The organism is Arsenicicoccus bolidensis DSM 15745 (assembly GCF_000426385.1).
Classification (GTDB): Bacteria; Actinomycetota; Actinomycetes; order Actinomycetales; family Dermatophilaceae; genus Arsenicicoccus; species Arsenicicoccus bolidensis.
Genome location: NZ_AUFG01000001.1, coordinates 97773 through 109641, shown reverse-complemented (window position 1 = coordinate 109641; position 11869 = coordinate 97773). Strand labels below are relative to the sequence as shown.

The following is an 11869-nucleotide window of genomic DNA, read 5'->3' as shown; positions in this document are numbered from 1 at the left end:
CCAGGCGCACGATCGGCGACAGCCACGCTCGCCAACGCACGCCCATGCATCCAGGATCCCCAGCGCACGCCCCGGCACCAGGCTCGCTCCCCACCACCCTCGCCCGGACCCGCACGCGGCTCAGCGCGCGAGGCGTCGCAGATCCTCCTGCCACCCGGCGAGCAGGGTCGACTCGGTGAGCCCGATCCGCCCCAGGGCGTCGCTCGGCGTGCTCCCGGTCCCCATCTCGCGATACAGCCGGCGCAGCGCGTCCTCTCCTCGGGCGCGGGCCAACCAGTCGACCAGCAACCAGGCCTCGTCGTAGGCCGTACCCGATGCCACGTCGCTGAACCTCTCGTCCTCCGGCAGGCGCGTCGGCAGGGTCCCGCGGGCCACGGCCGCCATCAGCTCGGGCGCCGCCCTGCGGGGATCCACCTGCAGTCCCGCGTAGGACGTGTGCACCGCGTAGCCCTCGCTCAGCCACTCCGGCACGGGGTGGGTGGTCGTGGCCCGCACCGCCAGGTGGGTCAGCTCGTGAGTGAGGACGATCCGTCGTCCCTGACGCGTCGACGACGCCCAGGCGAGAGGATTGACCACGATCTTGTCGCCACGGGCGACGCTGCCGGTCTCGAGCATCCCGTAGGTCACCGCGGCGACCCCCGACGTGTCTTTGCCCACCCGCCCGGTGAGGGCCGCGAACTCCGAGCTCGTCGCGGGCAGCAGGACGGCGGGGAGGTGGGACAGGGCGCCCCAGGCATGCTCCACGTGCTCGCGGGCCGGCGCCAGGTCGACTGCCACCTCGTCGAGCCGCTCCGCGGGGGCGTTGCCCGCCACCACGCCCGCCGGGTTGCGGCGCACCTGCAGGCCGGACAGGTCGAAGGCCTGTCGCACCGTGCCCGGGCCCGCGTCGTCCACCACCACCCACCCGCCGCCGTGACGGCGGACCGTCAGCTCCAGGGTGAACGGGGCGGGCCGGGCATCGACGCCCGGCAGGCGCCAGGCACCGACCACGTCGACCCGGGCAGCCTGGTCACCGACGGAGCCGTCCGGGCGCACGGCGGGGCCCGGCAGGAATCGCTCTGCGCGGAGCGTGAGCTCACGGACCTGCAGGGACCGCAACGCGCTCAGCAGGGCCTGCTGCCGCTGCCTCAGGCCGGCGGCCGAGGGATCCAGGTCGGCCAGCCAGGCCGACTCGTCGCGGGCTCGGGCCGCGGCGGCCCGACGGTCCAGCACCTGCTGCACCCCGGCCAACGGCTCAGACCTCGCCGTCTCGGATCCCGTTGCCGTCTCGGATCCCGTCGCCGTCTCGGATCCCGTCGCCGTCTCGGATCCCGTTGCCGTCACGGATCCCGCCGCGGGCTCGGATCCTGTTGCCGACCGCGACCCTGCCGAGGTCGGACGCGGCACCCGCTCAGGTGCCCCAGCCGGCGCCAGGAGGACCCAGGTCAGGCCGGCGGCCATCACGATGCAGACGGCCACGACGAAACCGAGCACGACGGGCCACCAGCGGGACGTCGGTCCGTGGCTCGTCACGGCGTCACCCTAGTCCGCGGCTCAGCCCGCGCGGGCGCCCGACAGCGGGACCGAGCGGACGGTGGACACCGGCTCGCGCCGCGCGTAGAGCCCTCGAGCCTGGTCACGGCTCACGAGCCCAGCGCCGACGAACTGCGCCACCACGGCGTGCTCGCGCGGGTCCAGCGGCACCGCTGGTCCCTCGACGAGGGCGCTGACCATGCAGTCGCGGCAGGCGTCGCCACGAACGGGGCAGGTGCGGCACTCCAGCAGCATGAGTGACTCCTCGTGTCGGTGGGACCGGAGGGTCCCGATGTCCAGAACGCTAGGTGCCACCACTGACAGACCCCCTGGGGGCCAGCGTGTCGACGGCCCCCCGCGGGGGCTTGTCGGTGGTCGCCCCTAGGGTCGTCGCCATGAGCTCGACCTCCACCCTCCTCGCCGGATCCGCCGTCCAGGGCACCTTCGACGAGCTGGGCCCCACCCTCGCGGACACGACCTTCGTCGTCGTCGACCTCGAGACGACCGGTGGCAGCCCGGCCACCTCCGCGATCACCGAGATCGGCGCGGTCAAGGTCCGCGGCGGGGTGGAGCTGGGCGAGTTCCAGACACTGGTCAACCCCCACGCACACATCCCCGCGTTCATCTCGGTCCTCACCGGCATCACCGACGCCATGGTCGCCGAGGCGCCCGCCATCGGGCAGGTCCTGCCGTCCTTCCTGGAGTTCGCCCGCGGCAGCGTGCTCGTCGCGCACAACGCCCGCTTCGACGTCGGCTTCCTGCGGGCCGCGGCGGAGCGGTCCGGCCTGGACTGGCCGGCCTTCCGCGTGCTCGACACCGTGCACCTGGCCCGCCAGCTGGTGCCCCGCGACGAGGCGCCCAACCACAAGCTCGCCACGCTCGCCGCCCTGTTCTCCTCCCGCACCACCCCCGACCACCGGGCGCTGCACGACGCCAAGGCCACCGTCGACGTGCTGCACGAGCTCGTCGGTCGCGTCGGCAACCAGGGCGTCCACACCCTCGACGAGCTGTTGACCTTCACGTCGCGCGTGTCCCCCGCCCAGCGGCGCAAGCGCCACCTCGCCGAGGGGTTGCCGTCACGACCGGGGGTCTATGTCTTCAAGGACGCCCAGGGCCGGCCCCTCTACGTCGGCACGTCGCAGGACATCCGGTCCCGGGTCCGGTCCTACTTCACCGCGTCCGAGCGACGCACGCGGATGGCGGAGATGGTCGCGATCGCGGAGTCGGTCACGCCCATCGTCTGCGGCACCCGGCTCGAGGCCCAGGTCCGCGAGCTGCGACTGATCGCCTCGCACCAGCCCCGCTACAACCGACGATCGCGCCACCCGGACCGCGGCGTCTGGATCAAGCTGACCGACGAACCCTTCCCCAGGCTGTCCCTCGTGCGGCAGGTGCGCGACGACGGCGCGACCTACTCCGGCCCGTACTCCTCGCGGCTGTCTGCCGAGGCCGCGGTCGCCGCGGTCCACGACGCGGTCCCGCTGCGCCAGTGCACCCCGCGGCTGAGCCTGCGCCCCCGCAGCACGGCGTGCGCCCTGGCCGAGATGGGGCGTTGCGGCGCCCCCTGCACCGGCGCCCAGTCGGTCGACGACTATGCCGCGGTGGCCGGTCGCGTCCGCGACATGCTCGAGGGAGACTGCCGCGCGGTCGTGGGCGCGCTCCACGCCCGCATGGCCGACCTGTCCGGCGAGGACCGCTTCGAGGAGGCGGGGGTCGTCCGTGACCGGCTGCTCGCCCTCGTGCGCGGAGCCGGCAAGGCGCAACGGCTGGCTCCGTTGCGCACCACGCCAGAGCTCGTGGCGGCCCGGCGGGCTCCCGGGGGCGGGTGGGAGGTCGTGTGCATCCGTCACGGCCGGCTGGCCGGGACCGTCGTCACCCCTCCCGGGGCCGATCCGATGCCGCACGTCGAGGCCCTGCGTGCCTCCGCCGAGCACGTCCCCACGCCGACTGTGGGCCACCATGGCGCGGCGACGGCCGAGGAGACCGAGCTGCTCCTGCGCTGGCTCGAGAGCGACGGCGTGCGACTCGTCGCTCTGGACGGGTCGTGGAGCTGCCCCGTCCACGGGGCCCAGCGGGAGCACGCCCGCCTGGAGCCGCTCGTGGCCGCCGCCACCGACCCGGGGTTCGACGCCTGGCCGACTCGGGGCGCGACGTCCCACGGGCACGACCGTCCCGGGGGACGGTCTCCCGCGTCGCCCACTAGGGTGGGCTCGTGATCTCAGCCATCGTCCTCATCAACGCCGACGTCGACCGCATCCCCGAGGTGGCCCAGGCCATCGCGGAGCTGGAGGGAGTCACCGAGGTCTACTCCGTGACCGGGGACGTCGACCTGATCGCCATGGTGCGGGTGCGTCAGCACGACGACTTCGCCGACGTGATCGCCGATCGACTCAACAAGGTCGACGGTGTCGTCGGCACCCAGACCCACATCGCCTTCCGCACCTACTCGCGGCACGACCTCGAGGCTGCCTTCAGCCTCGGGTTCGACGGCTGAGTTCACCCCACGCCTCAGGTCCAGCGGCTGAGCGCTGCCCGTTGCCCAGAAGGGAGGTTCGATCTCAGGCTGAGGTCGAGGTGATCCAGCGCTGCAGCACCCGAGCGGCATGACCCTCGTCGATCGCCCGCCGGGCACGCTCCACCCCGTCAGCCACCAGGGCGACGAACGCGTCGTGGTCCGCCGCGCCACCGCCGTCCCGCGCACCAGCGACCGCCAGCCCCAGGCCGGCGTTGAGCAGGACCGCGTCGCGGACCGGACCGGTCTCGCCCTCCAGGAGGCGGCGCACGACACCAGCGTTGTGCTCGGCGTCGTCGCCGACGAGCGTCGAGAGGTCGTGCAGGTCGAAGCCCAGCTCGCGCGGGTCGAGCGTGCGCTCGACGATCCCGCCGTCCACGACCCACCACACCGAGGTCGTGGTCGACACCGTGACCTCGTCCAGGCCGTCGTCGCCGCGGAACACGGCGGCGTCCGTCCCGCGTCCCGCGAAGACGCCGGCCATGAGGGGCGCCATACGGGCGTCGGCGCAGCCGACCACCGCATAGGTGGGCCGGGCCGGGTTGGTCAGCGGGCCCAGGAAGTTGAATGCCGTCCCGATCCCCAGCTCGCTGCGCGCCACCGCGGCGTGCGCCATCGAGGGGTGGAACGAGCGAGCGAAGCAGAAGGTGATCCCGGCCTCGTCCGCCACCTCGGCGACCCGCTCGGACGGCAGCGTCAGCGCGACCCCCAGCGCCTCCAGGACGTCGGCCGAGCCGGACTTGGAGGAGGCCGCACGGTTGCCGTGCTTGACGACGCGCACACCGGCCCCCGCGATGACCAACGAGGACATCGTCGAGATGTTGACCGTGTTGGCGCGGTCGCCCCCGGTCCCGACGATGTCGAGAGACGGGCCCGGCACGGACAGCGGACGCGCGTGCGCGAGCATCTCGTCCGCGAGGCCGCGGAGCTCCTCGGCGGTCTCGCCCTTGACCCGCAGCGCCATGAGCAGGCCCGCGGTCTGGGCCGGAGTGGCCTCGCCCGACATGATCTGTCCCATCGCCCACCGGGCCTCGCCCAGCGACAGGTGACGCCCCTCGACCAGGCTGCTCAGCACCGTGGGCCAGGTGAGGGATGCGGCGTCCGGCATGATCTCCGTCACGCGGGGGTGCGGTCGCGACGCACCAGCTCGCAGACGCCGGTGGCCAGGGCCAGCGGGTCCAACGGGTGCGGCACGGCGAGGTCGGCCTGGGACCAGGCGGCCAGCCAGCTGTCCTGAGGGCGACCGGTGAGCACGAGGATGGGCGGGCAGCCGTAGATCTCGTTCTTCATCTGCCGGGCCAGGCCCATGCCCCCGACCTTGCCGGCCTCCCCGTCGAGGATCAGCAGGTCGAACTGACCGTTCTCGGTGTCGCGCAGGGCCATCTCGCCGGTCGCCACCTCGTGCCAGGCCTCGATCACGACGTCCTTGGCCGGACGCTTGCCGACCCCCAGGCGGACCTTGTCACGCGTCGTGACGTCGTCGGAGTAGAGCAGGACGCGAAGCCCCCGGGGGGCGTCGGTGCCGCTGGACGAAGCAGTGTGGCTCGCGGTCATGCGGCCGATCTTAGCGGCCCCCGCGAGACCCGCCAGACAGGGTTATCAGGGTGTTCTCACGCTCCCGACTCTCCGGAGATCGCCTGCCGTTGGGCAAGTCCCATGTTTTTGGGGCAAGATAGCGCCGTGTCGACTGCATCCGCTGTGCACCACAGCTCCCCCAGCCATGCCGCGCTCGGCCCGGCGACCCGGCCCAACCTCGCCTCGGTGGGCACCATCGTCTGGCTCTCCAGCGAGCTCATGTTCTTCGCGGGCCTGTTCGCGATGTACTTCACGATCCGCGGGGTCGTCCCGGAGCAGTGGGCCGCGGAGACCCCCAAGCACAACGTGCTGTTCGCGGCGGTCAACACGCTGATCCTCGTGATCTCCTCGGTCTGGTGCCAGCTCGGCGTGTGGAAGGCGGAGGCCGGTCAGCCGGCCCGAACCGGGTCGCTGCTGGACGTCAAGCGCTGGGGCATGCGCGAGTGGTACGTCCTCACCTACATCTTCGGTGCGGTGTTCGTCTCCGGCCAGGCCTGGGAGTACGCCAAGCTGGCCAGCGAGGGCATCACCTTGAACTCCAACGGCTACGGCTCGGTCTTCTACATGACCACCGGGTTCCACGCCATCCACGTCACGGGTGGTCTGATCGCCTTCCTGCTGATCATCGCCCGCAGCTTCACCACGCGGCGCTACACCCACGCGCAGGCCACCGGGGCGATCGTCACCTCCTACTACTGGCACTTCGTCGACGTCGTGTGGATCGCCCTGTTCGCGGTGATCTACATCCTCAAGTGACCACGACCCGCCCCACGCAGACCGACACACCCAGCAGCACCCGCCCCTTGACCGTCGACGACAGGACCCTTTCGTGAACGCGTTGGCCGCCCGGCGCAGGCACCCCGCCACACTGTTCGTGCTCCTCCTGGCCATGCTCCTCGTGGTGGGGACGGCCTACGCCGTCGCCAAGCCGCAGGACGCCACGGCCACGGCCAGCGCCTCCACCGCCCAGGATGTCGAGGAGGGCAAGAAGCTCTTCCTCGCCAACTGCGCCAGCTGCCACGGCCTCAACGCCGAGGGTGGACCCGACGCGCCGACGCTCGCGGGCGTGGGAGCGGCGGCGGTCGACTTCCAGGTCGGCACCGGTCGTATGCCGATGGCGGCCCCCGCGGTCCAGGCCCCCCGCAACACGCCGAAGTTCTCCGAGGAGCAGATCCGCCAGATGAGCGCCTACGTGGCCTCGCTCGGCGCCGGACCCGCGATCCCCTCTGAGGAGTTCACCGAGGGCGGCGGCAACGCGGCCGAGGGCGGCGAGATCTACCGCGTCAACTGCGCCATGTGCCACAACGCCGTGGGCTCCGGCGGTGCCCTGACGCGCGGCAAGTGGGCGCCCACCCTGCGCGGCGTCGAGGGCAAGCACATCTACGAGGCGATGCAGACCGGCCCGCAGTCGATGCCGGTGTTCAACGACGCGAACCTCAGCCCCGAGGCCAAGCGCGACGTCATCACCTTCCTCAAGGCCATGGACGAGGACAAGAACCCTGGCGGCGCCGCCCTGGGCAACCTCGGCCCGGTCCCCGAGGGGCTGCTCGCCTGGACCCTCGGCATCGGCCTGATGATCCTCGCCGCGGTGTGGCTCGGCAAGAAGGCGGCCTGAGCGATGAGCACCAGCGACCAGTCCAACCACTCCGTTCCTGATGGGGCATCGCATCGCATGACTGACTCCAACGACTTCGGCAAGGATGCCGTGCGTCTCGACCAGGGCGACGTCGTCGGCCAGGGCGGGATCCCCGACCGTTTCCAGAACCCCGGACTCCCCCCGCACGTCGAGCGGCTGGCGGACCGGGACCCTGCTGCCGCCCGGCGCGCCGAGCGCCAGGTCGCGACGATGTTCCTGCTGTCGATCCTCGGCACGCTGGCCTTCATCGTGCTGTACTTCGTGATCCCGCAGCACAGCTACGTCGGCATCCCGTTCCTGGGCAACGTGCTCGCGCTCCACCTGGCGCTCGGTCTGACCCTCGCCATCAGCCTCTTCTTCATCGGCGCGGGCGCCGTGCACTGGGCCAAGACGCTCATGCCCGACCACGAGGTCGTCGAGGAGCGTCACGAGCTCCGCAGCTCCCCCGAGGAGCGGGCGGGCTTCGCGCAGGCCCTCACCGAGGGTGGGGAGGCCGCTCAGCTCAACCGTCGTCCGCTGATCAAGGCGACGCTGGGCGGTGCGCTCGGCCTGTTCGCCATCCCCCTGGTCCTCCCCGTGCTCGGTGGCCTCGGCCCCGTCCCGGGCAACGACCTGTCCACGACCTTCTGGGACCAGAAGCACTGGCCCAAGGGCCGTCGGCCGCGCCTGATGCGCGACCCCCAGAACCTCCCCATCCGGGCGGACGAGGTCACGATCGGCTCGGTCTACCACGTGCTCCCCGAGGGCATCGAGAAGTCCGAGCACCCGCTCAACGAGAAGGGCAAGGCCGCGGTCCTGCTCATGCGTCTCGACCCCGACGACATCTTGGTCAAGAAGGAACGTGACTGGGGCTACCAGGGCATCGTGGCGTACTCCAAGATCTGCACCCACGTGGGGTGCCCGGTGGGCCTCTACGAGCAGCAGACCCACCACCTGCTCTGCCCCTGCCACCAGTCGACCTTCGACGTCACGCAGGACTGCAAGGTGATCTTCGGCCCGGCGCACCGCCCGCTGCCGCAGCTCAAGATCACGGTGGACGACGAGGGCTACCTCGTCGCCGACTCTGGATTCGCCGAGGCAGTGGGCCCGAGCTTCTGGGAGCGTGGCTGATGAGCAGCAGCACTCGATCGACCAACGACCTGAGGACCGACGACATCCGCGAGGTCCGCACGGCGCGCAAGCCCGGTGGCCTGGCCGGTGTCGGTGGCTGGGTCGACGACCGCACCGGCGCCGCCAAGGGCGTCCGCTACATGATGAGCAAGGTCTTCCCGGACCACTGGTCGTTCATGCTCGGCGAGGTCGCGATGTACTCCATGATCATCTGCCTGATCACCGGAGTCTTCCTGACCATGTGGTTCGTCCCGAGCGCCGGCCACGTGGAGTACAACGGGTCCTACGTCCCGCTCAAGGGCATCCACATGTCCGAGGCCTACCGCTCGACGCTGGACATCTCGTTCGACGTCCGCGGCGGTCTGCTCATCCGTCAGATCCACCACTGGGCGGCCCTGATCTTCGTGGTCGCGCTGGTCGTCCACATGTTCCGGGTGTTCTTCACCGGCGCCTTCCGCAAGCCGCGTGAGATCAACTGGGTCATCGGCGCGCTCATGGCCATGCTCGCGCTGGTCGAGGGCTTCGCCGGCTACTCCCTCCCCGACGACCTGCTGTCGGGCACGGGTCTGCGCGCCGCGCAGGGCTTCATGCTGACCATCCCGGTCATCGGCTCCTACTTCGTCTACTTCCTCTTCGGCGGCACCTTCCCCGGCGAGGCGATCATCCCCCGGCTCTTCGCCGCCCACGTGCTCCTGCTCCCGGCGATCCTCGTCGGTCTGCTGGCCGCGCACCTGATCCTGGTGATGGTCCACAAGCACACGCAGTACCCCGGGCCGGGCCGCACCAACGACAACGTCGTGGGCTACCCGCTGATGCCGGTCTACACCGCCAAGGCGGGCGGGTTCTTCTTCATCGTCTTCGGCATCACCGCCCTCATCTCGAGCCTGTTCTCGATCAACGCGATCTGGAACTACGGTCCCTACGACCCGACCCAGGTGACCGCGGGCTCGCAGCCTGACTGGTACATGGGCTTCGCCGACGGAGCCCTGCGGCTCATGCCCGGCTGGACCGAGGTCACGATCGGCGGCTACACGCTGACCTACGGCGTGCTCATCGGCTCGCTGCTGCTGCTGCCCCTCGTCTACGTCCTGCTCGGTGCCTACCCGTTCTTCGAGCGCTGGATCACCGGCGACAACCGAGAGCACCACCTGCTGCAGCGTCCCCGCAACGCCCCGACCCGCACGGCGATCGGCATGGCCGCCATCACGGCCTACACCGTCCTGTGGGCGGCCGCGGGCAACGACCTGATCGCTACCCACCTGCATCTGTCGATCAACGACATCACGCGCTTCCTGCAGGCCAGCTTCATCTTCCTGCCCTTCATCGTGTTCTGGGTCACCAAGCGCGTCTGCATCTCGCTGCAGCGCCGCGACCGCGACCTGGTGCTCCACGGACGCGAGACCGGTCGGATCATCCGGGACGCAGACGGCAGGTTCACGGAGAAGCACGAGGACATCGACGAGTACACCCGGTGGAACCTTGTCCAGCACGAGGCGCACCGTCCCCTCGAGCTCGGCGACGCCACCGATGCTCACGGCATCCCGCGGCCGGGAACGACCTCGGACAAGCGTCGCGCACGCCTGTCGCGCTTCTTCTTCGAGGACGACATCCAGCCTGTCACCCCGCGCGACGTCGCCGCCGCGCACCACGACGGGCACGGCCATGAGGCGATCGAGGGTCAGCGCACCGCCGAGGTCGAGCGGCACTGACGCCGGAGCCGTCGTACCGACACCGACGAATCCGTTAGATGGGCGTTCTCCCCCGGGAGGACGCCCATCTCGTCGTCTGGGTCCGCTGAGCCCGTTGGGTCCGCTGAGCCTGCAGGGCAGACCGCTCGCTGCCGGGCGCCTGCGGACGGACCATGCCTGCTCGGGCCGGGAGGCACCAGCCGTCAGGCGGACGTGGGAGGCTGGTGCCATGCCCGTGACCGTGGACGACGCGACCTTCGACGCGGCTGTCGGGGATGCGCTCGACGACGTGCCGCAGGAGCTGATGGCCCTGCTCGACAACGTCGTCTTCCTGGTCGAGGACGAGCCCCCGGAGGACCTCGGCGACCTGCTGGGCCTCTACGAGGGCACGCCGCTGACGGAGCGTGGCTGGGGTCTCGGGGGCATGCTGCCGGACCGGATCTACCTCTACCGCGGGCCGCTTTCCCGCCTGTGCGAGGACCTCGAGGATCTGCGGGACGAGGTCACCGTGACGGTCGTGCACGAGATCGCCCATCACTTCGGCATCGACGACGAGCGTCTCCACGCGATGGGCTGGGGCTGACAGGGGGCGTCGGCCGAGGACATCCAGGCCGTATGCCGGGAGCCCACCCGGCACCTCGGTTCAGCGCAGGGCGCTCTGCTGCTGCCACTGCGGCCAGGAGTACTGCCAGACCCCGATGCCCTCGGTGGGCTTGAACGGGCGGTCCGAGCCGGTGAACTGCACGACGTCGCCCACCATGGAGCTCTCGAACATCCAACGCGCGTCGTCCAGACCCATGTTGGTGCAGCCGTGCGAGACGTTGCGCCTGCCCTGGGCCCACTGCGACCAGGGGGCCGCGTGGAGGAACTCCCCCGTCCACGTGATCCGCATGTTCCACTTCGTGTCGAGCTTGTAGTACTCCGGGTTGCCCTTGGGGATGCCGACGGTGGCGGAGTCCATCGTCATCGCGCCGACCTTCTCCATGATGACCTTGGTCCCCGACCGGGTGATGAAGCCGGGCTTGCCGGTGGTGACGGGGATGTTCTTGACCTGCTGCCCGTCCCGCACGACCGTCATATGATGCGTCTTCATGTCGACCGTGCTCACCTGCGAGCGGCCGATCGTGAAGGTCTTGGTGTCGTTCCTCCCGACATACTTGCCCTCACCCGTCTGCAGCCCGGCGAGCCGGGCGTCCATGGTGACCTTGGTCCCCGGAATCCAGTAGTCCTTGGGCCGCCACATCAGCTGTCGGTCGTCGAGCCATCCCCAGGATCCCTCGACGGCCGGCTCGGTGGTGACCTTCATGCTGCGCTCCACCTCGGCTCGCTGCTGGGGCGTCTTGACCGACGAGGCGAACTGCACGATGGCCGGCATGCCGACGCCGACCGTGTCGTCGGAGGGCAGCAGCGTGTACTTCGCGGTCGTCTCGGGCTTGAGCGTCCGGAAGGACGACGTCGCGGTCTGCGACCGCCCGTCGGCGAGGGTGACGACCGAGCGTACGGAGTAGGCCGAGTCCAGGCCGAGACGGCCGGCAGGCGTCCACACCCCGTCCTTGACCGTGCCGGGAACCTTGGCTCCCTTGTCGTCGGTCACGACGACATCGGTGACGGTGCCACCCGAGGCGGCGACCTTGACGGGGGACCCAGGCTCGATGCCGCGTGCCCGGTCGGCCGGCGTCACCGTCACCGTGGCAGGCGCAGAGCTGGGCCGCGCGGTCGTGGAGGACGCTGCAGGGGTCTGTGAGGCGCTCGGGGTCGCGGACCGTGCCGCGGGACCCCCCGATGCGGTCTGGCCCCCGGAACAGCCCGCCAGGGCCGTCAGTGCCGTCATAGCCG

General features: G+C 70.8%; 12 protein-coding genes. 7 read left to right on the top strand and 5 right to left on the bottom strand.

What is annotated here, in order from left to right; translation table 11 throughout:
• Positions 1-120: 120 nt before the first annotated feature.
• On the bottom strand, positions 121-1512 hold the full coding sequence (locus tag K313_RS0100495) for a peptidase MA family metallohydrolase (protein WP_156911077.1): 1392 nt from the start codon (positions 1510-1512) through the stop codon (positions 121-123).
• A gap of 21 nt (positions 1513-1533) precedes the next feature.
• Positions 1534-1767 carry a hypothetical protein gene (locus K313_RS0100490; protein ID WP_019287036.1) on the bottom strand — a complete coding sequence of 78 codons (234 nt, stop codon included), beginning with the start codon at positions 1765-1767 and terminating at the stop codon, positions 1534-1536.
• 140 nt (positions 1768-1907) lie between these two features.
• Here K313_RS0100490 and K313_RS0100480 point away from each other — a divergent pair, with 140 nt between their 5' ends.
• Both K313_RS0100480 and K313_RS0100475 read left to right on the top strand, forming a co-directional pair.
• Positions 1908-3728 carry a DEDD exonuclease domain-containing protein gene (locus K313_RS0100480; RefSeq protein WP_029209979.1) on the top strand — a complete coding sequence of 607 codons (1821 nt, stop codon included), beginning with the start codon at positions 1908-1910 and terminating at the stop codon, positions 3726-3728.
• Positions 3725-4006, top strand: a complete 282-nt coding sequence (locus tag K313_RS0100475) for an Lrp/AsnC family transcriptional regulator (protein ID WP_019287032.1) — start codon at positions 3725-3727, stop codon at positions 4004-4006. Before K313_RS0100480 ends, K313_RS0100475 begins: the two co-directional genes overlap by 4 nt.
• 64 nt (positions 4007-4070) lie before the next feature.
• On the opposite strand, the gene trpD is transcribed toward K313_RS0100475, so the two are convergent.
• Together trpD and K313_RS0100465 are read right to left on the bottom strand one after the other, a co-directional pair.
• Positions 4071-5132, bottom strand: a complete 1062-nt coding sequence (gene trpD / locus K313_RS0100470; protein WP_034250981.1) for an anthranilate phosphoribosyltransferase — start codon at positions 5130-5132, stop codon at positions 4071-4073.
• A gap of 8 nt (positions 5133-5140) precedes the next feature.
• Positions 5141-5578 (bottom strand): response regulator, encoded by a 438-nt coding sequence (locus K313_RS0100465; RefSeq protein WP_019287030.1) that lies wholly within the window; start codon positions 5576-5578, stop codon positions 5141-5143.
• A gap of 126 nt (positions 5579-5704) precedes the next feature.
• Between K313_RS0100465 and ctaE the strand changes: the two genes are divergently transcribed.
• From ctaE to K313_RS0100440, 5 genes are all read left to right on the top strand, one after another.
• Entirely contained in the window at positions 5705-6355 is a 651-nt protein-coding gene (gene ctaE, locus K313_RS0100460) for an aa3-type cytochrome oxidase subunit III (protein ID WP_029209977.1), read from the top strand.
• A gap of 73 nt (positions 6356-6428) precedes the next feature.
• Positions 6429-7214 (top strand): cytochrome bc1 complex diheme cytochrome c subunit, encoded by a 786-nt coding sequence (qcrC, locus tag K313_RS0100455; RefSeq protein ID WP_029209976.1) that lies wholly within the window; start codon positions 6429-6431, stop codon positions 7212-7214.
• Between the two features lie 57 nt (positions 7215-7271).
• Positions 7272-8345: a cytochrome bc1 complex Rieske iron-sulfur subunit gene (gene qcrA, locus K313_RS0100450; RefSeq protein WP_029209975.1), complete on the top strand. Its 1074-nt coding sequence runs from the start codon at positions 7272-7274 to the stop codon at positions 8343-8345.
• Positions 8345-10054 (top strand): cytochrome bc1 complex cytochrome b subunit, encoded by a 1710-nt coding sequence (gene qcrB, locus K313_RS0100445; RefSeq protein ID WP_029209974.1) that lies wholly within the window; start codon positions 8345-8347, stop codon positions 10052-10054. The genes qcrA and qcrB overlap by 1 nt, the downstream gene beginning before the upstream one ends.
• A gap of 208 nt (positions 10055-10262) precedes the next feature.
• Entirely contained in the window at positions 10263-10616 is a 354-nt protein-coding gene (locus K313_RS0100440) for a metallopeptidase family protein (RefSeq protein WP_029209973.1), read from the top strand.
• Positions 10617-10676: 60 nt separating this feature from the next.
• Here K313_RS0100440 and K313_RS0100435 read toward each other — a convergent pair whose 3' ends face one another.
• A complete protein-coding gene (locus tag K313_RS0100435; protein ID WP_051273942.1) occupies positions 10677-11720 on the bottom strand; it encodes a L,D-transpeptidase in 1044 nt (347 codons plus the stop codon).
• Between the last annotated feature and the right edge of the window lie 149 nt (positions 11721-11869).

Coding starts and splice junctions, on each gene's coding strand:
- qcrA (WP_029209975.1), top strand. CDS start 7,272: ATGACTGACTCCAACGACTTCGGCAAGGATGCCGTGCGTCTCGACCAG.
- K313_RS0100490 (WP_019287036.1), bottom strand. CDS start 1,767: ATGCTGCTGGAGTGCCGCACCTGCCCCGTTCGTGGCGACGCCTGCCGC.
- K313_RS0100440 (WP_029209973.1), top strand. CDS start 10,263: ATGCCCGTGACCGTGGACGACGCGACCTTCGACGCGGCTGTCGGGGAT.
- K313_RS0100465 (WP_019287030.1), bottom strand. CDS start 5,578: ATGACCGCGAGCCACACTGCTTCGTCCAGCGGCACCGACGCCCCCCGG.
- trpD (WP_034250981.1), bottom strand. CDS start 5,132: ATGCCGGACGCCGCATCCCTCACCTGGCCCACGGTGCTGAGCAGCCTG.
- K313_RS0100480 (WP_029209979.1), top strand. CDS start 1,908: ATGAGCTCGACCTCCACCCTCCTCGCCGGATCCGCCGTCCAGGGCACC.
- qcrB (WP_029209974.1), top strand. CDS start 8,345: ATGAGCAGCAGCACTCGATCGACCAACGACCTGAGGACCGACGACATC.